Below are 22,968 nucleotides of genomic sequence, written 5' to 3'. Positions count from 1 at the left end.
GCCATCGACAGACGATGGTCAGAGTGGAACGTCCCGAGCGGACGGCCGCCGGTCCGGTGGTGCTCGCGGGTACGGCCCGGGCGGCCGCCGGAGCGGCGCCCGCACCCGCCGAGGGCCGCGCCGGCCCGGCGGGCAGCGGGGTCGGGGCCTGCGCCGAGGCGGCCGGGGTGGAGGAGGCGCAGCTGGTGCCGTGCCCGGGATGCGGGTGCGCGTGACCCAGCGGTTCTGCGGGAGGTGTCGGTCCCGGCTGCAGCGCGGCTCCAGCGGCTGACGAGCCGTACGAGACGTCGGCGTGCCCCTGCGCGGAGCAGACGAGAGTCGCGGACAGCAGCGCGCCGAGGGTGACGACCACCAGCGTGCGGAACCAGGACGAAAGGGGGCGTAAGGGGCGTGTGAGGGGATGGGGCAACAGAGTTCCTCCGTGCGGCGGGCACCCCACGGCCCGGAGGGCGCGGGGTGGTGGGGATCGCGGGACGGGCCCGGACGGATCCCGGGCCTACACCTGGAGGACGGCGGAGGCTCTGGAGTGCGCCGGGGGCGCTGCTCCGGCCTGGTGGCGGACCGCGCCGTCGTGGCGGGCCCCGGCCCGGTGGGCCGCGAGGACGGCCCGGGCGACGGCCGCCGGCGGGGGAGCGGCGGTCGCGTCGGCCGGGGAGCCGGCCCGGGGAGGCAGGGGGGTGCAGCCGTGGACCGGGTGGGAGGGGTCGTGCCGGTCGGCGGGGGCCGCCGAGACCGGCATCGTGGTGCCGGACGGCGCCGCCGGTACGGATGAGCCCGGCACCGGCACGGCCGAGCCCGGCACGGCCGAGCCCGGCACGGCCGAGCCCGGAATGGTGGACGCGTGGGCGGGGGACGCCGGGGCGGTGGCGTGGGTGGCGCCCTGGGAGCCGGCGCCGTGTGCGCAGAGCAGGCCGATCAGCAGCAGGGCCAGCCCGAGCAGGTGCGCCAGGCCCGCTGAGGTGCGGACCCGCGGCGTACGGGAGGACCGGGCTGTGACCACGCCGTGATCGTAGCTCGCCCCCCGCGTGATGTACGGCCCCGAACCGGACAAACGCCGGCCGCGCCGTGGCCGGGGACGTGCCCCCCGGACCGCGCCCGGCCGGGACCCCGGGGGACGGTTCACCCGGCCAGCTTCCGCGTGTCCAGCGGGAGGTGCCACGCGTTGCGGCGGCGCACGCTCTGCAGCTGGGCCTCCAGCGGGTTCGGCGGCACGGCGAGTACGGGGCACGGCGCGTGCGCCAGGCAGTGGCGGGCCACCGAGGGCCGCAGGGCCCGCAGCAGCCGTCCGCGGCGGCCGGCGCCGACCACCAGCAGGTCGTCGGCGTCCCGGGCGGCGTCGGTCAGGACGGCCCGCGGGGTGCCCCGTACGATCTGCGCGACCAGGGGGACGCCCGGACCGCCCGCCCCGAAAGCGGACACCAGGGCGTCGCGCAGCCGCCCGGCCGCCGCCGCCCGGTACTCGGGGTAGGACTCGCAGGCGCAGGCGTCCGGGCTGCCCGGAGCCCCGCCCGGGGTCTGCCAGGCCAGCACCGCCCACAGCTCCGCCCCGCGCAACCGGGCCTCGTCCGCGGCCCGGTGCAGGGTCGTCGCACTTCCCGGACCGCCGCTCACACCCGCCACTACCCGTCGCCCCACCGCCGGCCCCTCCCGAGTCGCCCGCCGTCCGGCTCCCATTGAACTCCCGCGAGGGCGGCCCGTACGTCAGCGGTGCGTACGGACCCGGCCGGGCGGCGTCAAGTTCCCGTCAGAAAGGGACGGCCGCGCTCCGCTACCTGCCCGAGGAGCCGCCGTTCCGGCACGGGCGGTGCGCCGGGAACTGATCCGGTGCCGTCGGCAGGACCGCTCGCAGGCGGGCACCGCGGGCCGAGGGTTCGGCGGTGAGGGTGCCCCCGTGATGGGCGGTCAGGTCGCGGGCGATGGCGAGGCCCAGCCCGGCGCCGCCGTGGTCGCGGCTGCGGGCGTCGTCCAGCCGGGTGAACCGTTCGAAGACCCGCTCCCGGTCGTCGGGCGGGATGCCGGGACCGTCGTCGAGGACCTCCAGTACGGCGGTCCGCGCCCCGGAGCCGCCGGTGGTGGTCAGGACGATCTCCACCCGCCGGCCGGCGAACCGCTGGGCGTTGTCGAGCAGGTTGGTCACCACCCGGGTCAGCCACAGCTCGCTGCCCTCCACCGTCACACCGCTCTCCAGCTCCATCCGTACGGGGACCCGGTCGCCCAGCCGTGACTCCACGGCGGAGCGCACCACGGCACCCAGGTCCAGCCGGACCGCCGCGACGGGCCGGGCCGCGTCGATCCGGGCCAGCAGCAGCAGGTCGGACGCCAGGTGCTGGAGCCGCTCGGTGTCCTCGAGCGCCCCGCCGATGAGCTCCGGCCACAGCTCCGGGTCCCGGACGGCCAGGGCCACCTCCAGTTGGGTGCGCAGCACGGTGAGCGGGCTGCGCAGTTCGTGCGAGGCGTCGGCGATGAACTGGCGCTGACGGTTCCCGGAGGACTCCAGCCGGTCCAGCGTGGCGTTCATGGTCTCCGCCAGCCGGGCCACCTCGTCACGGGTGGGCGGCACCGGGACCCGGCGGTGCAGGTGCCGGTCGGTGATCTCGGCGACCTCCGCGCGGATCGCCTCGACGGGCCGCAGGGCGCGGCCGGTCACCCGCCAGGTGACCAGGGCCACCGTGGCGAGGAGCAACGGCCCGCCGACCGCGAGGGCGGCGGCGGTGGTGTCGTCCGCCGCGTCCACATCACGCAGCGAGGTGCCCACGTACACCGTGACCAGGCCCTGCGGGGTGTCCGTGGTGACCTGTACGACCCGCAGCCGGTGTTCGCCGCCGAGCGGCCGGACCCGCCAGGTGTGGAAGGCGGTGCCGGGGCCCGACCGCCCGCCGGGGCCCAGCGCGGGCGCGCCGGCCAGGTTCGGGGTGGCCCGCAGCACCCGGCCGCGCGCGTTGACCACCTGGACGAAGTCGGCTCCGGGCAGCGGTGCGCGCATCCGGTCGAGGCCGCCGCCGGCCGCGAGCCGCGCGATGGCCACGGCCTGCCGCTCGGCGTCGCGCTCGGCGTTGCGCAGCAGGTTGGCCTCCAGCAGCCCGATCAGCGCGAACGAGGCCAGGGCGAGGGCCGCCGCCACCACGAGGACGGCGCCGGCGGTGGCGCGTCCGCGGACGGTGGTGGGGCCGATCCGGCGCAGCAGGCGGCGTACGGGTTCGCGTACGGGACCGAACGGGCGGGGTGCGCGGGTCTTCGGGCGCGTCCCCGGAGGCGCCTTCGGGCGGGGCTCAGCCACCGTCCGCCGCCAGCCGGTACCCGGCGCCGCGCACGGTCTCCAGGGCGGACCGGCCGAACGGCGCGTCGATCTTCCGGCGCACCGCGCTGACGTGCACCTCGACCACGTTCGGATCACCGTCGAAGGCGCTGTCCCACACCTGTTCCAGGATCTCCCGCTTCGGCACCACCTCGCCGGCGTGCCGGGCCAGGTACTCCAGCACGGCGAACTCCCGGGCGGTCAGCCGTATCTCCGTCCCGCCCCGGGAGCACAGGTGGCGCGCCGGGTCCACCAGCAGGTCGCCGAACTCCATGGTCCGCGGGACCCGGCGGCCCGTGCGCCGGGCCAGCGCGCGGAGGCGGGCGACGAGGACGAGGTAGGAGAAGGGCTTGGAGAGGAAGTCGTCGGCGCCGGTGTCCAGGGCCTCGGCCTCGTCGTACTCGCCGTCCTTCGCCGTGAGCATCAGGATCCCGGACTCGTTGCCGGCCGCGCGCAGCCGGGCGCAGACCCGGTAGCCGTTGAGGCCGGGCAGCATGATGTCCAGCACGATCAGGTCGTAGTCGTGCTCGCAGGCCATCCACAGGCCCTGCGGCCCGTCGTGGGCCACGTCCACCGAGAAGCCCTCCGACTGGAGCCCCCGCTGGAGGGCGAGGGCCAGTCGTCGTTCGTCCTCCACCACCAGTACGCGCATGCCGCCCAGGGTCTCAGGTGGGGTCCGGGCTTTGCTGAAGGGGTCTTCAGGTGGCTTCAGGTGGGCTTCAGCATCGCCTCGGCATGCTCGGCGGCGAGCCGGGTGCGGTGCCCGGTTGTGCCAGAGGAGTCCCGCCATGTCTGAGTCCTTCCCGCAGCCCGAGCAGCCCGAGCAGCCCACGCGTGCCGCCGAGCCGGCGCAGCCCGCGCAGCAGCCGGCGAAGTCCCCGCGCCAGGCGCTGGGCGCGGCCGTCACCCGGGGCGCGGCCGCGCGCTGGGCGCTCGGCGTCGGCGCGGTCGCGGTGATCGTGGGCGGCGGGGTGGCGGCCGTGGCCGTGGCGGGCCACGGCCACGGCCGCCACGACGACCACGGGGACCGGGCCGCCGCCCGTCACCTCGTCCGGCCGGAGCCCGGCCGCGAGCACGCCCTCAAGGGCGGCCCCAAGGCCGTACGGGAAGGGGCCGGCCCGGCGCGCGGGGGCTTCGCGAAGCACGCCCCGGCGGCGCCCGTGCCGCTGCCCGCCCTGCCCATCGGGCAGGCGGCGGAGAAGGCGGCCGCGGCGGTGGAGGGCGGCAAGGTCGCGGGCCTGCGCGCGGTCGCCCAGGAGGGCGGCGGCAGCGCCTGGCTGGCGGTCGTCCTGGGCCCGGACGGCGTCCGCCACGCGGTGACCGTGTCCGGCTCCGACGGCTCGATCACCTCCAACGTCCCGCAGAACCACCGGTAGGCCGCGCCTTCCGGCCCCCTGGCCCGCCGCCCCCGCCGCCCGGCTGTCCGCGCCCGTTCGGGCCGCCCGGGCGCCCCGGCCGGTTGCGGCGCCCGCCCGGCCGGCGGTGGGAACACGTCCGGTGGCCGGTGGCCGCCGTGCCGCGCCGGGTGGTACGCCTCCCCGCCGGCGGCCGCTCCGCCACCGACCCCGCCCGCGAGGCCGGCGCCGTCACCGGCCGGGGGAGGGAGGACCGGCATGACCGGTTCCGTTGCGCCGACTGCGGTACGGCCGTGACCGCCGAGGTCGACGAGGTGCCGCTGCCGGAGGGGGAGGGCCCGCTGCCCTACGAGGCGGAGGCCGGGGGCGCGTGGCCGCCGCGCATCCCGCCGGGCCGCTTCGCGTACGACCCCCGGCCTTCGCGTTCTCGTGGAAACCCGGCCCCTCCCGGCAGCCGGGCAGGGTCCCGGCCGGCCGGCCCCGCAGCATCGTCCTCAGCCCGGGCGACGCCCGCGGCATGACCCCCGCCACCGACCTGGGCAGTCACGGCGGCTGCCGCGGCCCCGACGGCCTGGGCGGCGCCAACCCGCTGTGCACCGGCTGCTCCGCCCGGCTCGCGATCGAGAGCGCCGACTGCCGGCTCGCCCGGCAGATCCTCCTCGACCCGCGCCGCGTGAGCGCCGCCCCGGAGCCGGGCCGGCCCGCACCGTGATGTCCGCCCCGCCGGGTGCGCGCAGAATGAAGGGGAGCGGCGGGCCCCCCGCCCCGCGCGGGCGGTACGGGGACTGGGCGCGCCCCGGGCATGAGGAGGCTTCCGGTGCCGTCGGAGCAGGCGGGGGACGCGGGGACTGCCGGCCCGATCCGGTCGGAGCCGGGGTCCCTGCTGGAGCACGTGGCGGTGGCAGTCTTCGGCATGGACGCGGCCGGCCGGATCCGCTTCTGGGGCCCCGGCGCGCGGGAACTCTTCGGCCACGAGGCCGCCGACGTGCTGTCCCGGCCGGCCGCCGGGCTCTTCCCCGCGCCCCCCGAAGGCGCCCCGGGCGCGGCCGAACGGCTGGCGGAACGCGCCCTGGCCCTCGGGTACTGGCGGGTGCGGCTGCCCGCCCTGCACCGGGACGGCTCGGTCTTCGACTGCGGGTTCCGGGTCTTCCCGGTGGCCGGCGACGCCGACGCGGTGATCATCGGGCTGGCCAGCAGGGGAGACGAACTGGACCGGGTGAAGACCAACCTCGCCTTCCTCGACGCCCTCTTCGAGACCTGCCCCATCGGCCTGGTCATGCTCGACCAGGACCTGCGCTACGTCCACCTCAACCAGGCCCTGGCCGACATGGACGGGCTGCCCGTCGCCGACCACCTCGGCCGCTCCACCGACGAGATCATGCTCACCTCCGACGGAGGAGAGTTCCAGCGCATGCTGCGCGCCGTGGCCGACGAGGGGCGGCCCCTCGTCGGCGCCCTGGTGGGGCTGCGCACACCCGGCCGCCCCGACCGCGACCAGGTCCGGTCGGTCAGCCTGTTCCCGCTCAGCCGCTCCGGCGGGACCCGCCCCGGGGTGGGCGGCCTGCTCGTGGACGTCACCGACCGGGAACGGGCCCTGCTGGAGGCCACCGAGGCACGCCAGCGCCTGGCCCTGCTGGACCGAGCGGCCGCCCGCGTCGGCACCACCCTGGACGTGGGCACCACCGCCCGGGAGCTGGTCGACGTGGCCGTACCGGCCTTCTGCGACGGCTGCGTGGTCGAGCTGGTGGAGTGGACGAACCCCGCCGAGGCCTTCGACCCGGACCTGCCCCTGCTCACCCGCCGCATCGCCTCCGGCACCGTCCTGCCGCCGCCCGCCCCCGAGCTCGTGGCGGGCCTGGATCGCGTGACGTACCCGCCGGGTTCCGGCATCCACAGGATGCTCGCCACCGGCCGCCCGCTCTGCGCCGAGGTCGACGAGGAGTTCGCGGCCCGGACCGCCTCCCGCCGGGACCGCGCCCGGCTGCTCCTCGACAGCGGTCTGGCCCGCATCCTCATCGCCCCCCTCGCCGCCCGGGGCACCGTGCAGGGCATCGCCATGTTCGGCCGCACCGCCGCCCGCCCCGACTTCACCGAGCAGGACCTCAGCCTCGCCGGGGAACTCGCCTCACGCGCCGCCCTGTGCCTGGACAACGCCCGCCTCTACAGCCGGGTCCAGGACATCGCGCTCACCCTCCAGCGCGCCCTGCTGCCCAGCGCCCTGGCCCACAGCGAGCACGTGGCCATCGCCCACCGCTACCTCCCCGGCAGCCGCGCCACCGAGGTCGGCGGCGACTGGTACGACGTGATCGACCTGCCAGGGGACCGGGTCGCCCTCGTCGTCGGTGACGTCATGGGCCACGGGGTGCCCGCCGCCGCCTCGATGGGCAGGCTGCGCATCACCGCCAAGGCACTGGCCCGCCACGGCCCCGACCCCGGACGTCTCCTCGGCGAACTCGACGCGTGCGCGCGCGAGTCCGGCATCGAACTGGCCACCTGCGTGTACGTGGAGTACGACCCGCACACCGGCCGCGCCCGCATCGCGAACGCCGGCCACCCCCCGCCCCTCGTGCGCCACCCCGACGGCACCGTCGAGACCCTGGGCGGCGGCCTCGGAGTCCCGCTGGGCGTCGGCGGGGTCCCCTTCCGCCCGGCCGGGGCCCCCCTCCCCGACGGGGCCGTCCTGGCCCTCTACACCGACGGCCTGATCGAGGCCCGCGGCCGGGACATCGAAACGGGACTGGACGCCCTGCGGGAGCAACTGGCCGCTGTCGAAGGGGACTTGGAGGAAGAGGTGGACCGCGTCCTGGAGGCCCTGCTGCCCGGAGCGGCCACCGACGACACGGTCCTGGTACTGGCCCGGATCCGCCGCGCGGGGTGACCGGCCCCGTCGCGGCGCTCAGTCCATGCGCAGGGCCGCCGCGAAGTCCATCTTGTCCTCCAGCCGGGCCAGGTTCCGCCCGGTCAGCGACTCGATACGGCCGATCCGGTACCGCAGCGAGTTCACGTGCAGGTGCAGGGCCTCCCCGCAGCGGGCCCAGGAGCCGTCGTGCTCCAGGAACGTCCGGAGCGTGGTGACCAGTTCGGAGTGGTAGCGCCGGTCGTACGCGTGCAGCGGCGCCAGCAGCCGGCGGCTGAAGGCCCGCCGGACCTCAGCCGGGATCAGCGGCAGCAGCGACATGACGTGCGCCGCCATGTCCCCGGTCCCGCGCACGGCGACGGCCTCCCCGTCCGGTCCGGCCGCTACCTGACGGGCGTTGCGGGCCTCCGCCAGCGTGTGGCGCAGGTCGTCCGGCTCCGCCACCGGATCCCCGAGTCCGAGGCCGAGCCGCTCCCCGCCGCGCAGCCCGCGCGGCAGCGCGCCGCACGCGGCCTCCCGGACCGCGTCCGGGGTCAGCTCCCCGCCGGGGGCGACGCGTACGAAGGCCACGGCCTCCCGGCCGTCCAGCGCGGCGGCGACCCCGATGCGCCGCGCCGCTCCGGGCCCCAGGCACGCCGGGTGCAGCAGCACCTCCTCCAGCAGGTCCCGCACCGGCGACGGCCCGCCGTCACCCGTCGCGCCGTCCAGCCGGGCGGCTACGGCCTGCCAGCGGGCCTGCCCGGCGGGCCCCTCCGCGGCCAGCCGCCCGGCCGCGTCCCGGACCAGCTGCCGTGCCTCCGCCCCGGTGCCGCCGGAGTCCAGCAGCCCGAGCAGCCTCCCGGCGGCCCGCCGGCGCGCGGTTCGGTCGGCGTCACGGCCGCCGCGCTCCACGGCGATCAGTCCGGCCAGCCGCTCCACCAGGCCGATGCGCTCGTCGTGCCAGTCCCCGGTGTCGGCCTCCACCGCGACGGCCCAGTCGGTCAGCGCGGGCCCGGCCCCCGGGCCGGACCGCACCGGGAACAGCGAGTACGGCAGCCCGTGGGCGACCGTACGGTGCGGGGCGCGCCGGCCGGAGCGCTCGGCGGCCAGGAACCGCCCGGCCAGGGCGGCCGCCGTACCCTCCGGCAGCGGCGGCCGGGCGCCGGCGATGAGCCGTCCGGTGGGGGACAGCACGTGGGCGCGCAGGTCCAGTTCGGTCAGCAGCAGTTCGAAGAGCGCACCCGCCCCGGCCCCGCTCCCCGGCCGGGAGGCCATCAGCCGCCGGTGCCGGTCCACCAGCGCGGCGAGGTTCCCGACGCGGGCCCCGCTGCGGCCCCGCGCCACGAACTCGGCGACGGGCCCGAAGGGCACGTCCACGCCGACCGCGAACAGCGGCAGCCCGTGCCGGGCGCAGGCCCGCACCAGTTCGTCCGGGACGTGCCCGAACTCCGCCTCGCCCGCGCCGAGGGCGACGGCGCCCGCCTCCACGGTGATCCGTACGAAGGCATCGGCGCGCCCGAGGTCCTGCCGCAGCCACACCAGCCCCGACAGCACCAGGTCCCCCGGGGAGACGAACCGCCCCGGGTCCGGCAGGTCGATGGTCACGGCGGCGAGCACGGGCCGCTCCAGCCCCTCCTCGCCGCCGAGCAGCCGGAACGGAGCCGGGCCGCCGGACAGGATCACATCGCGCAACTGCATGGCCACAGCCTGCCATGTGCGTGCGGGGCCCCGACTGGCGCCCGGAGCAACCACTTGCGGCTTATGACTGCCCCAGGATCCGGGCCGCGGTCTCCCGCATCTCGACCTTGCGGACCTTCCCGGTGACCGTCATGGGGAACTCGTCCACGACGTGGACGTAACGCGGGATCTTGAAGTGGGCCAGGCGGCCCGCGCAGTACGCGCGGACCGCCTCCGCCGTCAGCGGCCCGGCCCCCTCGCGCATCCGCACCCACGCCATCAGCTCCTCCCCGTACTTGGCGTCCGGGACGCCGATGACCTGGACGTCCAGGACGTCGGGGTGGCCGTGGAGGAACTCCTCGATCTCACGCGGGTAGAGGTTCTCGCCGCCCCGGATCACCATGTCCTTGATCCGGCCCGTGATGCTCAGGTAGCCGTCCGGGTCCATGACCGCCAGGTCGCCGGTGTGCATCCAGCCCTCCGGGTCCACGGCCTCCGCGGTCTTCTCCGGCTCGCCCCAGTAGCCGAGCATCACCGAGTAGCCGCGGGTGCACAGCTCGCCGGGGGTGCCGCGGGGCACGGTGGCACCGGTCTCCGGATCGATCACCTTGACCTCCAGGTGCGGGCCGACGCGGCCCACCGTGGTGACCCGCCGCTCCACGGAGTCGTCCACGCGGGTCTGCGTGGACACCGGAGAGGTCTCCGTCATGCCGTAGCAGATGGACACCTCGGCCATGCCCATCCTCTCGATCACCTCGTTCATCACCTCCACCGGGCAGGGCGAGCCGGCCATGATCCCGGTCCGCAGGCTCGACAGGTCGTACCCGTCGAAGCCGGGAGCGGCCAGTTCGGCGATGAACATGGTCGGCACCCCGTACAGGGAGGTGCACGCCTCCGCCTCCACCGCGGCCAGCGTGGCGGCGGCGTCGAAGACGGGCGCCGGAATCACCATCGCCGCGCCGTGGCTGGTGCAGGCGAGGGCGCCCATGACCATGCCGAAGCAGTGGTAGAAGGGCACCGGCACGCACACCCGGTCCCGCTCGGTGTAGCCGCACAGCTCCCCGACGAAGAAGCCGTTGTTGAGGATGTTGCGGTGGGAGAGGGTCGCCCCCTTCGGGAAGCCCGTGGTGCCCGAGGTGTACTGGATGTTGACCGGGTCCCGCGGTTCGAGCGCCGCCGCGGCCCGCTCCAGGTCCGCCGGGTCGCCCTGGGAGCCGCGCTCCAGCAGCGCGTCCCACAGCGGACCGCCCAGCAGGACGGTGAACTCCAGGCCGGGACAGCGCGGCCGGACCTCCTCGATCATCGCCGCGTAGTCGGAGCTCCTGAAGCGCTCCGCGGCGACCAGCAGCCGGATCCCGGACTGGTTCAGCACGTACTCCAGCTCGTGCGAGCGGTACGCCGGATTGACGGTGACCAGGACCGCCCCGATCTTGGCGGTGGCGTACTGCACCAGGGTCCACTCGGCGCGGTTCGGGGCCCAGATGCCGACCCGGTCGCCCCTGGTGATGCCGAGGTCCAGCAGGCCCAGGGCGAGGGTGTCCACGTCCGCGGTCAGCTCCGCGTACGTCCACCGGCGCCCGGCCGCCACGTCCACGAGGGCGTCGCGGTCCGGGAAGCGGCGCGCGGTGCGGTCGAGGTTGTCCCCGATGGTCTCGTCCAGCAGCGGGACCGGGGAGCTTCCTGACGCATGGCTGGGCGCGACGGACACGTGTACCTCCACGACTCTGCGGCCCGGCAGGGCCGGCGGGTGCGGCCATGATCCTCTTCCGGCCTCCCGGGAGGCTACCCCCCGTAGCACCCCATTCGATCGAGCATGTGTTCGAGTACGGGGTAGGCTGGTCCTATGCACGCACTCCAGGGCTCCCTCTTCGACCAGACCGACGAGATCCGGCTCGGACCGCTCTCACCGGTCCGGAGGACCGTGCTGGGAGCCGGAGCCTGGGTCGACCACCTGCCGGGCTGGCTCACGGGGGCCGACGCCCTGTTCGAACGGCTCGCCGCCGAGGTGCCCTGGCGCGCGGAGCGGCGCCAGATGTACGACCGCGAGGTGGACGTGCCCCGGCTGCTGGCCCACTACCGGGAGGGCGAGCCGCTCCCGCACCCCGTGCTCACCGAGGCCCGCGACGCACTCGGCCGGCACTACGCCGCCGAACTCGGAGAGCCCTTCGTCACCGCCGGGCTCTGCCTCTACCGCGACGGCCGCGACAGCGTCGCCTGGCACGGCGACCGCACCGGCCGCTCCTCCACCGAGGACACCATGGTCGCCATCCTCTCCGTCGGCGACCCCCGCGACCTCGTCCTGCGCCCGCGCGACGGCGGCCCCACCCTGCTGCGGCTGCCGCTGGGCCACGGCGACCTGGTCGTGATGGGCGGCTCCTGCCAGCGCACCATGGAACACGCCGTCCCCAAGACGACGCGGGCCGTCGGCCCCCGGATCAGCGTCCAGTTCCGCACCCGCGGCGTAATGTGAGGCCATGCGCAGCGGGAGCCGTCTGAGGGCCTGGTCCTCATCGCTGCCGCCCGCCGCGGGCGGAGCCGTCATGGCCTCCGGGATCCTGTCCGTCGGCCTGGAGCTCACCGGCCGCACCCGGCTCTCCCTCACCGCGTTCGCCGTCGCGGTCGCCCTGTGGCTCGTACTGGCCGCCGACTTCGCCGCCCGGCTCATCGGCGACCGGGGCCGCTTCCGCACCGAGGCCGACACCCCGGCCGCCCTCACCGCCGTCGCCGCGACCACCGTGCTCGGCGCCCGCGTCTCCCAGCTCGGCCGGCAGCGCGAGGCCGCCGCCCTGCTCGCGCTGGCCGCCCTGCTGTGGCCCGGGCTCCTCACCGCCGTCGTACGGCACTGGCGCCGCCGCATGCCCGGCCCCGCCTTCCTCGTCTGCGTCGCCACCCAGGGCCTCGCCGTCCTCGCCGCCGCCCTGGCCGCCGCCGCGGACCTCCACTGGCTCGCGCCGGCCGCCCTGGCCTGCTTCTGCCTGGGCCTGCTGCTGTACGGCCTCGCCCTGGTCCGGTTCGACTTCCACGAGGTCGTCAGCGGCGCGGGCGACCACTGGATGGCGGGCGGAGCGCTGTCCATCACCGCCCTCGCCGGGGCGAAACTCACCGCCCTGTCCGTGTGGACCGGCCCGGCCCACACGGCCCTGCGCACCGCCACCCTGACGGCCCTCGCCCTCTCCCTGGCCTGGTACGCCGTCCTCCTCGCCGCCGAACTCCGCAGCCTCCGCCCCCGCTACGACATCCGCCGCTGGTCCACCGTCTTCCCCCTCGGCATGACCGCCACCGCCTGCCTCACCGCCGCCCCCGCCACCGGCACCCCCTGGCTGCGGCCCCTCGGCGAGGTCCTGCTGTGGATCGCGGTCGGGGCCTGGGTCCTCACCCTCCTCGCCTTCGCCCTCAGCCGCCGCCCGGGCCGCCGGCCCGCCTGACGGCGTTTCAGCCCGTGCCGCGCGGAGCGGCTGGCTAAAGTCCCGCCATGGCCTACACGTTCCAGGTGACCGTCGACTCCACCGACCCCCACCCGCTCGCCGACTGGTGGGCGGACGCCCTGGGCTGGGAGGTGGAGCCCTCGGACGAGAAGTTCATCCGCCACATGGTGGAGGCGGGCCACGCCACCGAAGAGGACACCACCACCCACCGCGGCACGCTCGTCTGGAAGGCCGGCGCCGCGATCCGCCACCCCGACGGCCTGGAGCGGGCACCCCGCGTGCTCTTCCAGTTCGTCCTGGAGCCCAAGACCGTCAAGAACCGGGTGCACCTGGACGTCCGCACCGGGGAGGACGACCCCCGCGCCCTGATCGAGCGCCTCGTCGCCAAGGGCGCCACCTTCCTCCACGAGGGCAGCCAGGGGCCCTACCAGTGGACCACCCTCACCGACCCCCAGGGCAACGAACTCTGCGTCTCCCACTGAGCGGAGCCCCGGCGGCGCGGGAGCCCTTAGGGTGAAGGCGTGAACGTCATCCTCTACGGCGGAACCGGAATGATCGGGCGCGGCGTACTGCGCGCCTGCCTGCGCGACGACGCGGTGAAGAGCGTCCTGTCCGTCGGCCGCACCCCGCTCGGCGTCAGCCACCCCAAACTCCGGGAACACGTCCGGGCCGACCCCGCCGACCTGACGGAGCTCGCCGGCGAGCTGTCCGGCTACGACGCCTGCTTCTTCTGCCTGGGCGTCTCCTCCGTCGGCATGAAGGAGGAGGCCTACCGCGCCGTCACCCACGACCTGACGCTCGCCGTCGCCCGCCCGCTGGCCGCCGCGAACCCGGCGCTCACCTTCGTCTACGTCTCCGGCCAGGGCACCGACAGCACCGAGCGGGGCCGCTCCATGTGGGCCCGGGTGAAGGGGAAGACGGAGAACGACCTGCTCGCCCTGCCCTTCCGCGCCTACATGTTCCGCCCGGGCCTCGTCCAGCCCGTCAGCGGCATGCCCTCCAAGACCCGGCTCTACCGGACGCTGTACGCGCTCACCGCGCCGCTCTTCCCGGTCCTGCGGCGGATCGCGCCGAACCAGGTCACCACCACCGAGGCCCTCGGCCGGGCGATGATCACCGTGGCCACCCCCGGAGCCGAGGTCGCCACCCGGATCCTGCACCCCCGGGACATCAACCGCCTCGGCCTCTGACCAGTCGTAATTGATTACCGGCCCCTCCCTCCCGCACGTGAGAATGAGGCATCTCGAACCGGGAGGAACCCATGAGCCAGGACCACCTGACTCTGCACGGCCTGCTGCCCGCGCAGGAGTTGGCGCAGGCCATCGACGCCGGGCACGTGACCCGCAAGCAGCACCCCGAACTGCCCCTGTCCCTCTACACGTACACGCGCGCCGCGCAGTACGAGCAGATATGGAACGGGGTCACCACGCGCTGCCGCGGCCTCGTCGCCGACGACGAGACCGGAGCGGTCGTCGCGCTGCCCCTGCCGAAGTTCTTCAACGTCGGCGAGCATGCCTCCGGCCGCCCCTACGCGCCCGCCCTGCCCGACGAGACGTTCGAGGTGTACGACAAGGTCGACGGCAGCCTCGCCGTGGTCTTCCACTACGCGGACCACTGGCGCGCCGCCTCCAAGGGCTCCTTCACCAGCGCCCAGGCCGGCTGGGCGCAGCGCCGCCTCGACACCCGCGACACCACGGCCCTCGTGCCCGGCGTCACCTACCTCGCGGAGATCCTGTACCCGCAGAACCGGATCGTGGTCGACTACGGCGACCGCCGGGACCTCGTCCTGCTCGCCGCGTTCCGCCTGGACGGCACCGAGGTGCCGCTCGCCGAGGCCGCCGGCCACTGGCAGGGCATCGGCTCCGTCGTCAAGGTGTGGCCCGCCATGCCGCTCGACGAACTGCTCGCCCTCGCCGACTCCAGCACCCTGCCCGGCGGCGGGCCCGCGACCGGCACCGACGCCGAGGGCTTCGTCCTGCGCTTCGCCTCCGGCGTGCGCGCGAAGGCCAAGCTCTCGGAGTACGTACGCCTCCACAAACTGCTCACCGGCGTCACCGAGCGGGACATCTGGCGCAGCCACGGCATCCAGCGCTTCGCCGGGACGTCCGTCAAGCGCCTCGCCCAGGGCCTCGGCTACTCGGTCGCCGAGCTCGACGGCATCCGCTCCAAGGGCGGCCGCCCGCTGGACGAACTGCTGGAGCAGGTCCCCGACGAGTTCGACACCTGGGTGCGCGAGGTGATAGCCGGTCTGGAGGCGGCGTTCGCCCGCCACGAGCGGGCCATCGACGAGGCCTTCGACTCGCTGGCGCACCTGGCCGGCGACCGCGGTGCCTTCGCCCGCGCCGCCAAGGAGATCCCCGACGGCCGGATCCGCTCGGCCATGTTCACCCGCCTGGAGGGCCGCGGCACCGAGCTCGTCTCCTGGCGGGCCGTACGCCCGGAGGCCGCCGACCCCTACACCACCGACGAGGAGAACTGAACGTGTCCGAAGAGCCCGAACTCCCCGTGGTCCACGTCATGACGGGGTTGCCGGCCTCGGGCAAGACGACCGCCGCCCGCGCCCTGCAGGCCGAGGCCGCGGGACGCATGCGCCGGGTCAACCTCGACGACCTGCGGGCCATGCTCGACGTGCCCGACCCCGACCGGGGCCGTTCCTACCGGCACGAGCAGACCGTGCTGGCCGTCCAGGACGCGGCGGTCCGCGCGGCCGTCGACGACGGCTTCGACGTGGTGGTCGACAACACCCACCTCACCTCGCACGTCCCCAAGCGCCTCAAGGCGGCGGTCGCCGGCCGCGCCACCTTCGTCGTGCACGACTTCACCGGGGTGCCCGTAGAGGAGTGCCTGCGCCGTGACGCCGCACGCGAGCGGCCGGTCGGCGAGGAGATCATCCGGATACTCGCCGACAAGCACGCAAAGGCGAAGAAGGGCGGCTGGCGGCTCACCGCGGAGTGGCTGAACGACCAGCCGCCCGTCCGCCCCTACGTGGCCGACCCGGCCCTCCCGCCCGCCGTGATGTGCGACATCGACGGCACGCTGGCCCTCACCGGGGACCGCGGCCCGTACGACTTCTCGCGCTGCGAACTCGACCTGCTGAACGCGCCCGTGCGCCACGCGCTCGACGCCTTCCGGCGCGCCGACGGGGACACGATCGTGCTGCTGTCCGGGCGCGGCGAGGAGCACCGGCAGCAGACGGAGTCCTGGCTGCGGCGCCACGAGGTGCCGTACGACGAACTGTGGATGCGGGCCGCGGGCGACACCCGCCGCGACGACGTGGTCAAGGCGGAGCTCTTCGACGCTCACGTGCGCGACCGCTACGCCGTGCGGGTGTCGCTCGACGACCGGGACCGGGTGGTCGCCGTCTGGCGCCGGATGGGTCTGCCGACCTGGCAGGTCAACTACGGCGACTTCTGACGCGCCGCCGGGCGTACGGGAGACGGGGCGCGCGGCCCCGTCCCGTACGCCCGGCGGCGCGGCCCGGGAGGGTCAGGAACGGCACCACCTCACCGGGGTGATGTCCTTGACGTAACGGGCGGAGACCCACGCGCGCTTGCGCTCGTACATCTTGTCGTCGACGCGGTCCTCGCCGTCCCCGGCCGCGCGGTCGTGCTTGCGGTCCAGCAGGTACCAGAGGTCGTTGCCGTCGACCTTCTCGCCGTGCTTCTTGCACACGATCGACAGCTTCTGGCGCGGGTGCACCTTGCCCAGGGCCTTCGAGCGGGTGGTGGGCTTGCTGCGGATCTTCAGCGGGCCCTGCGAGACGACCCTGCCCAGGGCGTGCCTGGGCTTGGGGTACGTGACGGCCCCGTCATCGCCGGACTGCTCGTCCTCGTGCTCCTCGTAACCGGGGTCGTACTCGTCGTACTCGTCGTAGCGGGGGTCGTCGTCGAGGACCGCCCCCGCACGCGGTCCGTCGGCCACCGGACCGCCGTCCGCGACGGCGACGCCCGCGCCGAACAGGCCGAGCACCATGCTGCCGGCGGCAAGAGCGAGGATGGTCCTGGTGGGCTTCAGCATGAGCCGCTCCTCCACGAAGGCTTCCGCCCGGCCGCCGGGCGCGGCTGGGGGTGCAGCCCGCGGGCCGCCACCGACGACTATGACGACGGGGCGGGAAGCGCCCGGGCCGACGCACCGGCCATTAGCCCGATATGCGCAATTTCGCCAGAATGGCGCCGGTCGTACGCGCGCGTCCTGAGGATGCGGCGGGCCGCCCCCGGCAGCACAGTGTGCCCATGGGTATCGAAGACTACGGCGGCGGCCCCGGCGCCCAGCAGACCGGCGTCCTGGTCGTGACCACCAACGACGTCCCGGGCTACCGCGTCGAGCAGGTCATCGGGGAGGTGTTCGGGCTCACCGTGCGCTCCCGGCACCTCGGCAGCCAGATCGGCGCCGGCTTGAAGTCCATGATCGGGGGCGAGTTGAAGGGCCTGACCAAGACCCTCGTGCAGACCCGCAACCAGGCCATGGACCGGCTGATCGAACAGGCGAAGGCGCGCGGCGCCAACGCGGTGCTGATGACGCGCTACGACGTGACCGACGCCGCCGACGTCGGGACGGAGGTCTGCGCCTACGGCACGGCCGTGGTGCTGGTGCCCTCCGGGACCTGATCCGTACCTCCGGTACGTCGGCACTTCCAGGGGCGGCCCCCAAGGGCGGACCGGGCGAGCCGGTTACGGGCCCGAGGGCTCCCCGCCTCCCCGCAGCCCCAGCGCCAGCCCGGCGATCACCACCGCCAGGCCCAGCCACACCACCGGGCCCGGCGTCCCGCCGCCCGACAGCACCCCGGCGCCGGCCGCCGCGAGCGGGGCGACCCCGGTCAGCAGCCCCGCCCGGCCGGAACCCACGGCGGCCACCGTGCGGTACCAGAGCAGGAACGCCACCGCCGTGACCAGCACCGCGAGGTACCCGACTGCCGCCCACTGGCCGGCGGTCAGCTCCGCCAGCGCGGTCGGGCGTTCCGTGCACGCCGACAGCACCGTCAGCATCACCGCCCCCATCCACACCGCGTGTACGGACACTCCCCACGCGCCGTGCCGCCCCAGAACCGGCACCGCGAGCAGGGTGAACGCCGCCTCGCAGGCCAGCGCCAGGGCCGCCCAGCCCACCCCCGCCGCATCGGTCCGCCCGGTCCCCTCGACCAGCACCGCCCCCGCGACCACCACGGCCGCCGCCAGCAGCACCCGGCGGCTGGGCCGGCGCCGCTCCAGCAGCGGGCCGACGAGCCCGAGCAGCACCGGTACGGAGGCCACGGCGACGGCGATGACGGCCGGCTCGGCGTGCGCGACGCCCCGGACGACGGCCACGTTGAACAGCACCAGCCCGCCGGCCGCGATCCCGGCCAGCCACAGCCACTCCCGCCCCCTGGGCCGCGACAGCGGGACCCGGGCGGCGCGGGCGAGGCCGGCCAGGATCACGGCGGCGACCACGTAGCGGACCGCCTGGGAGGCGAACAGCGGGGCGTCGACCAAGGCGCGGGAGACCCCGACGCTGCCGCCGACCAGCGCCATCCCGGCGATCCCGGGAGCCAGGTCCCGCAGGGCGGTGGAGCGCCCGGGGGAAACGGGCGCGGCGGCGCGGGCGGCCGGGGTCGCGGAAGCCGATGTCGATGTCGAGGGCGGGGGCGAGGTCGAGGGCGTAGTGCTCATGCGGTCCAGCCTGAGGGCACAATGGTCCGGTGAGCAGGTCCAATGAAGGCGCCTCCCAGGGGTCCATAACGGGCTCCGACTTCCTCCAGCTCGACATCGGCCAGGCCCCGCCCGGCAACCGCACCGAGTGGCTCGCCGGCCGGCTGCGCGCCGCCATCGCCGACGGGACCCTCCCCGTCGGCAGCAGGCTCCCCGCCAGCCGGGTGCTCGCCGCCGAGCTGCGCGTCTCCCGCGGACTGGTGACAGAGGCCTACCAGCGGCTCGCCGAGACCGGCCAGGTGGCGGGCCGGGGCCGGGCCGGGACCGTGGTCGTCGCCGCGCCGCCGCCGCCGCCCGCGCCGGCCGGGCCCGCGGCCGCCGTACCGCGCGGCGGGCCGGTGGACGCGCTGCGCGCCGCGCCCTGCCGGATCGACCTCTCGCCCGGGGTGCCCGACCTGACCGCCTTCCCGCGCGCCGCCTGGCTGCGGGCCGAGCGCCGGGTGCTCGCCGCCCTCACCGCGGCCGACTTCGGCTACGGCAACCCGCAGGGCGCGCCCGCGCTGCGGGAGGCGGTCGCCGGCTGGCTGGCCCGCAACCGGGGCATCCGGGCGGATCCCGCCGAGGTGGTCGTGGTCGCCGGGGTCGCGCAGGCCCTCGGGCTGCTCGCGCAGGTGCTGCCCGGGGCGGGGGTGCGCCGGGTGGCGGTGGAGGACCCCGGCTCGCTGGGGGCGCGCCGGCAGCTGGAGCACGGCGGGCTGGACGTGGTGGGCGTACCCGTCGACGGGGCCGGCCTGGACGTGGCCGCGCTGCGGGCGAGCGGGGCGCAGGCGGTGCTGATGACCCCGGCGCACCAGTTCCCGACCGGGGTCGTCCTCGACGGGGAGCGCCGCCGCTCCCTGCTCGACTGGGCCGCCGCCGGAGGACTGGTCCTGGAGGACGACTACGACGCCGAACACCGCTACGACCGCGCGCCCGTCCCCGCCCTGCGGGCCCTGGCGCCCGAGGGGGTCTGCTACGCGGGAAGCGTGTCCAAGCTCCTCGCCCCGGCCCTGCGGCTGGGCTGGCTGCTGGTCCCGCGGCACCTGCGGGACCCGGTCGTGGAGGCCAAGGGCTACGCCGACCTCGGCAACCCCGTCCTCGCACAGCTCGTCCTCGCCCGGCTGATGGACTCGGGCGAACTGGAGGCCCACCTGCGCTTCGTACGCCGCCGCCACCGCCGCCGCCGGGACGCGATGCTGCGGGCCGTCGCCGAGCGGCTGCCCGGGGCCCGGGTGCACGGCGCCGCGGCGGGGCTGCACCTGATGGTCACCTTCGACGGCGCGTCCTTCTCCGACACCGCCGTGGCGGAGGCGGCCCTCGCCCTCGGCGTCAAGGCGCACCCGCTGTCCTGGCACCGGCTGCGGCCCGGCCCGCCGGGCCTCGTCCTCGGGTACGCGGCCGGTCCGGCCGGTGAGATCGAGGAGGGCGTGGCCGTTCTGGGCCGGGCCCTGCGCGCGTGCGTACGTGATCAACGACATTGACAACCGCCGTGCCGCTTGCGTCTAATGACGGACGGTGTCGCGTGACTCCGGCCAAAGAGCAGTGGGCCGGCCGGTGATCGGGCGAACACCCTTGATGCAGGGACCCGCCATGAGCCAGTACTCCGCGCCCCGCAGTTGACGTAGAGCAGCCGTACCCACGGCTCCCGCGTCGCGGTCCGGCCTCCGAGCCGGCACCGCTTTTCCTTCCTTCACGCCCGCGTACGCGCGTACGTCCGTACGCCTGGTTCCGCACGCCCCGCTCCGGCGACTCCCGCTCCACAGCGGCCCGCCGGGGGACCGGTGGCGTGCCGGCCAGGCACGCCCAGAGAGAGAAACGCCCTGTGCCCACGCCCGCCCATGACTTCAACCGGTCCGTCATCGAGGAGTTCCGCGCCCGCCGCGGCAAGGTCGGTGGCCCCTTCGAAGGCGAGGACCTGCTCCTCCTCACCACCACCGGCGCCCGGTCGGGAGCCGGACACACCACCCCGCTCGGCTACGTCCGTCACGACGGCGCCCTGCTGATCGTCGGCTCCAACCTAGGGGCCGACCGCCACCCGGCCTGGTACCACAACCTCCTGGCGCACCCGCAGGTGTCCGTGGAGCTCGGCGGCGACACCTTCGAGGCCCTCGCGATACCGGCCGAAGGGGCCCGGCGCGCGGAGCTCTTCGAAGCCGTCGTGCGCGCCGTCCCCGGATACGCCGACTACCAGGCCCGCACCACCCGCCCGCTCCCCGTCGTCCGTCTGGAGCCCACCGACCCCGCCGGGCCCGACGGCCGGCAGGCGCCCGCCCCGGTCACCACCCTGGCGGGCAAGCTCCTGGAGGTCCACACCTGGCTGCGGGCCCAGCTGCGTCACGTCGGCGCCGAAACGGAGGCCCACTTCGCCGCCCGCGCCGCCCACACGGGGCCGGGCGGACCGCCGGCGCCGGGGCTCGGACTGCAGATCCGCCAGCGCTGCCTGGCCTTCTGCCAGGGCCTGGAATTCCACCACACCAGCGAGGACGCCCACCTGTTCCCCGGGATCGCCGCCCATCACCCGCACTTGGCGGCCACCTTCGAGCGGCTGCGCGAGGAACACCGCACGGTCGCCCGGATCCAGACCGAACTGGCCTCGCTGCTGGGCGAGGTGGCCATCACCGAACCCGAGCGGTTCCGCGCCGGGCTGGCGCGGATGACGGCGGAGCTGACGGCCCATCTCGACTTCGAGGAGGAGGTGCTGTTGCCGCTGCTGGAAGAGGTGCCCTGGCCGCCGCCCCGTCCCTGAACCCGGGCGGGCGGGACGGCGCGCGAAGTTTTTTCCGCGACAGCGGCAACCGATCGGGCACTCGCGCGTCGTGCGGGGGTGAAGGGCGGATTTCCCGCCCCGGACCCGACCGTGGAGAGCCACTGTGAAGAACCTGAAGCGCGTTGTTCCCGTCACCGCCCGCCGGGCGGCCGTCGCGGCGGCCGCCGCCGGGGCGGTCCTCGCCCTCGCCGGGCCGGCCTCCGCCGCGCAGGGACCCTCCGCCTCACCGACGTCCGCCCCCGCCCCGGCGCCGAGCACCGTCCCGACGCTGCCGGGCGGTGCGACGCCCACCGCGGTCCCCTCGCGGCCGGCCGGCGGAGCCCAGCCCACCGCGGTGCCCTCGCGGCCGGCGGGCGGCAACGGCAAGCCGAGCACCGTCCCGACGCTGCCGGGCGGTGCGACGCCCACCCCGGCCCCCTCGGTCCCGGCCGGTGGAACCCAGCCCTCCGCCGCGCCCTCCGCGTCGGCCGCCTCCGGTGAGGGGTCCGAGCTGGCGCATACTGGCTCCTCGGCGACCACCGTCGCCCTCGGGGCCGGAGCGGCCGCACTGCTCGCCGCCGGCGGCGGTGCCCTGTTCGCCGTGCGGCGCCGCGCCGGCAACTGAGGACACCCGTGCTCGAACTCGCGACCACCGCCAGCCCCCTCACGCCCGGCTCCGCCCGGGTGTGGCGGGGCTTGTGGTGGTGGCTCACCCGCCGCGGGCGCTCCGCCCCGCCGGCGGCCGGCCACCCCACTCGCGCGACCGGCGGCCACGCGTACGCGTACCCGCACGACGGCGCGTACCGCACCGGCGGCCACGGCGCGGGGGAGCCGCCGCGCCCGCCGACCGTCAGCGAGCTGTACCACGCCCACCGCCTGGGCATGGTCCGCCTCGCCGTGCTCCTCGTCGACGACCTCGGCACCGCCGAGGACGTGGTGCAGGACGCCTTCACCGCCCTCTACCGCCGCCACGGCGAGCAGATCTCGGAGGTGGACAACGCGCTGGGCTACCTGCGCACCTCCGTGGTGAACGCCTCGCGGTCCGTGCTGCGCCGCCGGCGCACCGCCCGCGCCTGGATCCCGCCGGTCACCGCCGACGTCCCCTCCGCCGAGGCCTCCGTGGTCCTCGGCGAGGCGCACCGGGAGGTGCTGGCGGCACTGGGCGAGCTGACCCCGCGCCGCCGCCAGGTGCTGGTCCTGCGGTACTGGGCGGACATGAGCGAGGCGGAGATCGCCGAGACCCTGGGCATCAGCCGGGGCGCGGTGAAGTCGAACGCCAGCCGCGCCCTGGACGCGCTGGAACGGATTCTGGAGGGACGGGTATGACCGGTTCTACGGGTACCGCGCCCGACGGCGAACGCCCCGTGGAGCGACGGCTGCGCCAGGCCCTGGAAGCCCGGGCGGAGGAGGTGACGGTCCGCTCGCTGCGGCCCGCCGATCCGCCGGGTCCGCACGGGCGGCGGCTGTCCCCGCGCACCCCGTGGCTGCGGCGCGGGGCGTGGACCTTCGCGGGTCTGACCGGCCTGGCGGCGGCCGCGCTGGCCGGCCACCTCGTGCTCGGCGGGCACGACCAGCGGCCGGCCAGGCCCGAGCCGCCCGCCGCACCGCCCGAGCTCCGCCCGACCGCGCCCGCCGACACGGACCGGCCGAGCGCGTCACCGTCGGCCCCGGTCACGCCGGGCCCGCCGACCGTGCCGGCGGGGCCGAGCACCGGGCCGGCCGTGCCCACCCCGGCCCCGTCGGTGACCCCGGAGCGGCCGCCGCGCTCGGCGACGCCGACGGCCCCCCGGGTGCCCTCCGGCGCCCCGGCCACGACGGCTCCGGCGGGCGGGACCGGCGGTCCGCGGGCCACCCCCAGCCCATCGAGGTCGGGGGGCTAGGCCCTGTCGTCAAAGTCCCGCCTGGCCCGCGGCCCCCGGCACCGCACCTCGCCGCGTTGTCGGGGCGCCCGAGTACGTCCAGTACTCGGGC

Annotated in this window: 24 protein-coding genes; 16 read left to right on the top strand and 8 right to left on the bottom strand. The window is 75.9% G+C overall.

What is annotated here, in order from left to right; translation table 11 throughout:
- Nucleotides 1-23: 23 nt before the first annotated feature.
- Nucleotides 24-215 carry a hypothetical protein gene (locus tag ACZ51S_RS04895; RefSeq protein WP_468474874.1) on the top strand — a complete coding sequence of 64 codons (192 nt, stop codon included), beginning with the start codon at nucleotides 24-26 and terminating at the stop codon, nucleotides 213-215.
- A gap of 281 nt (nucleotides 216-496) precedes the next feature.
- On the opposite strand, the gene ACZ51S_RS04890 is transcribed toward ACZ51S_RS04895, so the two are convergent.
- The 4 genes from ACZ51S_RS04890 to ACZ51S_RS04875 form a co-directional block, all read right to left on the bottom strand.
- Entirely contained in the window at nucleotides 497-1,000 is a 504-nt protein-coding gene (locus tag ACZ51S_RS04890; RefSeq protein ID WP_468959721.1) for a hypothetical protein, read from the bottom strand.
- Nucleotides 1,001-1,119: 119 nt separating this feature from the next.
- The gene (locus ACZ51S_RS04885) at nucleotides 1,120-1,635 is read right to left on the bottom strand and encodes a universal stress protein (RefSeq protein ID WP_468885885.1); all 516 of its coding nucleotides are present in this window, start codon (nucleotides 1,633-1,635) and stop codon (nucleotides 1,120-1,122) included.
- A 133-nt stretch (nucleotides 1,636-1,768) separates the two neighbouring features.
- On the bottom strand, nucleotides 1,769-3,277 hold the full coding sequence (locus tag ACZ51S_RS04880; RefSeq protein WP_468802538.1) for a sensor histidine kinase: 1,509 nt from the start codon (nucleotides 3,275-3,277) through the stop codon (nucleotides 1,769-1,771).
- Complete coding sequence (locus ACZ51S_RS04875) at nucleotides 3,270-3,947, bottom strand: response regulator transcription factor (protein WP_468474876.1); 678 nt, start codon at nucleotides 3,945-3,947, stop codon at nucleotides 3,270-3,272. The genes ACZ51S_RS04880 and ACZ51S_RS04875 overlap by 8 nt, the downstream gene beginning before the upstream one ends.
- Before the next feature lie 136 nt (nucleotides 3,948-4,083).
- Between ACZ51S_RS04875 and ACZ51S_RS04870 the strand changes: the two genes are divergently transcribed.
- The 3 genes from ACZ51S_RS04870 to ACZ51S_RS04860 all read left to right on the top strand — a co-directional run bounded on the left by ACZ51S_RS04870 (nucleotide 4,084) and on the right by ACZ51S_RS04860 (nucleotide 7,528).
- Nucleotides 4,084-4,671, top strand: coding sequence for a hypothetical protein (locus ACZ51S_RS04870; RefSeq protein ID WP_468474877.1), 588 nt, complete (start codon nucleotides 4,084-4,086; stop codon nucleotides 4,669-4,671).
- Between the two features lie 496 nt (nucleotides 4,672-5,167).
- A complete protein-coding gene (locus ACZ51S_RS04865) occupies nucleotides 5,168-5,362 on the top strand; it encodes a hypothetical protein (protein ID WP_468802537.1) in 195 nt (64 codons plus the stop codon).
- Between the two features lie 105 nt (nucleotides 5,363-5,467).
- The gene (locus ACZ51S_RS04860; RefSeq protein ID WP_468802536.1) at nucleotides 5,468-7,528 is read left to right on the top strand and encodes a SpoIIE family protein phosphatase; all 2,061 of its coding nucleotides are present in this window, start codon (nucleotides 5,468-5,470) and stop codon (nucleotides 7,526-7,528) included.
- 18 nt (nucleotides 7,529-7,546) lie between these two features.
- Here the strand turns inward: ACZ51S_RS04860 and ACZ51S_RS04855 are convergent, their stop codons facing one another.
- Nucleotides 7,547-9,184 carry a PucR family transcriptional regulator gene (locus tag ACZ51S_RS04855; protein ID WP_468474880.1) on the bottom strand — a complete coding sequence of 546 codons (1,638 nt, stop codon included), beginning with the start codon at nucleotides 9,182-9,184 and terminating at the stop codon, nucleotides 7,547-7,549.
- Nucleotides 9,185-9,245: 61 nt separating this feature from the next.
- On the bottom strand, nucleotides 9,246-10,883 hold the full coding sequence (locus ACZ51S_RS04850) for an AMP-binding protein (protein ID WP_468474881.1): 1,638 nt from the start codon (nucleotides 10,881-10,883) through the stop codon (nucleotides 9,246-9,248).
- Between the two features lie 123 nt (nucleotides 10,884-11,006).
- Between ACZ51S_RS04850 and ACZ51S_RS04845 the strand changes: the two genes are divergently transcribed.
- The 6 genes from ACZ51S_RS04845 to ACZ51S_RS04820 all read left to right on the top strand — a co-directional run bounded on the left by ACZ51S_RS04845 (nucleotide 11,007) and on the right by ACZ51S_RS04820 (nucleotide 16,002).
- The gene (locus ACZ51S_RS04845) at nucleotides 11,007-11,633 is read left to right on the top strand and encodes an alpha-ketoglutarate-dependent dioxygenase AlkB (protein WP_468802535.1); all 627 of its coding nucleotides are present in this window, start codon (nucleotides 11,007-11,009) and stop codon (nucleotides 11,631-11,633) included.
- 4 nt (nucleotides 11,634-11,637) lie between these two features.
- A complete protein-coding gene (locus tag ACZ51S_RS04840; protein WP_468959717.1) occupies nucleotides 11,638-12,588 on the top strand; it encodes a tellurite resistance/C4-dicarboxylate transporter family protein in 951 nt (316 codons plus the stop codon).
- 47 nt (nucleotides 12,589-12,635) lie between these two features.
- Entirely contained in the window at nucleotides 12,636-13,070 is a 435-nt protein-coding gene (locus tag ACZ51S_RS04835; protein WP_388940030.1) for a VOC family protein, read from the top strand.
- Nucleotides 13,071-13,109: 39 nt separating this feature from the next.
- Nucleotides 13,110-13,778 (top strand): Rossmann-fold NAD(P)-binding domain-containing protein, encoded by a 669-nt coding sequence (locus ACZ51S_RS04830; RefSeq protein ID WP_468474884.1) that lies wholly within the window; start codon nucleotides 13,110-13,112, stop codon nucleotides 13,776-13,778.
- A 71-nt stretch (nucleotides 13,779-13,849) separates the two neighbouring features.
- Nucleotides 13,850-15,067, top strand: a complete 1,218-nt coding sequence (locus ACZ51S_RS04825; RefSeq protein WP_468474885.1) for an RNA ligase — start codon at nucleotides 13,850-13,852, stop codon at nucleotides 15,065-15,067.
- Between the two features lie 2 nt (nucleotides 15,068-15,069).
- The gene (locus tag ACZ51S_RS04820; protein WP_468474886.1) at nucleotides 15,070-16,002 is read left to right on the top strand and encodes a phosphatase domain-containing protein; all 933 of its coding nucleotides are present in this window, start codon (nucleotides 15,070-15,072) and stop codon (nucleotides 16,000-16,002) included.
- 72 nt (nucleotides 16,003-16,074) lie between these two features.
- Here the strand turns inward: ACZ51S_RS04820 and ACZ51S_RS04815 are convergent, their stop codons facing one another.
- Complete coding sequence (locus ACZ51S_RS04815) at nucleotides 16,075-16,605, bottom strand: hypothetical protein (RefSeq protein WP_468480164.1); 531 nt, start codon at nucleotides 16,603-16,605, stop codon at nucleotides 16,075-16,077.
- Between the two features lie 215 nt (nucleotides 16,606-16,820).
- On the opposite strand from ACZ51S_RS04815, the gene ACZ51S_RS04810 reads away from it, so the two are divergent.
- Entirely contained in the window at nucleotides 16,821-17,195 is a 375-nt protein-coding gene (locus ACZ51S_RS04810; protein WP_388940040.1) for a YbjQ family protein, read from the top strand.
- Between the two features lie 63 nt (nucleotides 17,196-17,258).
- Here the strand turns inward: ACZ51S_RS04810 and ACZ51S_RS04805 are convergent, their stop codons facing one another.
- The gene (locus ACZ51S_RS04805) at nucleotides 17,259-18,233 is read right to left on the bottom strand and encodes a DMT family transporter (RefSeq protein WP_468959715.1); all 975 of its coding nucleotides are present in this window, start codon (nucleotides 18,231-18,233) and stop codon (nucleotides 17,259-17,261) included.
- A 29-nt stretch (nucleotides 18,234-18,262) separates the two neighbouring features.
- On the opposite strand from ACZ51S_RS04805, the gene pdxR reads away from it, so the two are divergent.
- From pdxR to ACZ51S_RS04780, 5 genes are all read left to right on the top strand, one after another.
- Nucleotides 18,263-19,732, top strand: coding sequence for a MocR-like pyridoxine biosynthesis transcription factor PdxR (gene pdxR / locus ACZ51S_RS04800; protein ID WP_468959712.1), 1,470 nt, complete (start codon nucleotides 18,263-18,265; stop codon nucleotides 19,730-19,732).
- Between the two features lie 341 nt (nucleotides 19,733-20,073).
- Nucleotides 20,074-20,997 carry a nitroreductase/quinone reductase family protein gene (locus ACZ51S_RS04795; RefSeq protein ID WP_468959710.1) on the top strand — a complete coding sequence of 308 codons (924 nt, stop codon included), beginning with the start codon at nucleotides 20,074-20,076 and terminating at the stop codon, nucleotides 20,995-20,997.
- Between the two features lie 124 nt (nucleotides 20,998-21,121).
- Nucleotides 21,122-21,622 (top strand): LAETG motif-containing sortase-dependent surface protein, encoded by a 501-nt coding sequence (locus ACZ51S_RS04790; protein WP_468959708.1) that lies wholly within the window; start codon nucleotides 21,122-21,124, stop codon nucleotides 21,620-21,622.
- An 8-nt stretch (nucleotides 21,623-21,630) separates the two neighbouring features.
- Nucleotides 21,631-22,323 carry an RNA polymerase sigma factor gene (locus tag ACZ51S_RS04785; protein WP_468480159.1) on the top strand — a complete coding sequence of 231 codons (693 nt, stop codon included), beginning with the start codon at nucleotides 21,631-21,633 and terminating at the stop codon, nucleotides 22,321-22,323.
- Nucleotides 22,320-22,877: a hypothetical protein gene (locus ACZ51S_RS04780; protein WP_468480158.1), complete on the top strand. Its 558-nt coding sequence runs from the start codon at nucleotides 22,320-22,322 to the stop codon at nucleotides 22,875-22,877. The genes ACZ51S_RS04785 and ACZ51S_RS04780 overlap by 4 nt, the downstream gene beginning before the upstream one ends.
- Nucleotides 22,878-22,968: the final 91 nt, after the last annotated feature.

Source organism: Streptomyces sp. NPDC034043, assembly GCF_055575675.1.
The sequence above is the reverse complement of the archived record's forward strand: the minus strand, read 5'-3'. Positions and strand labels throughout refer to the sequence as shown.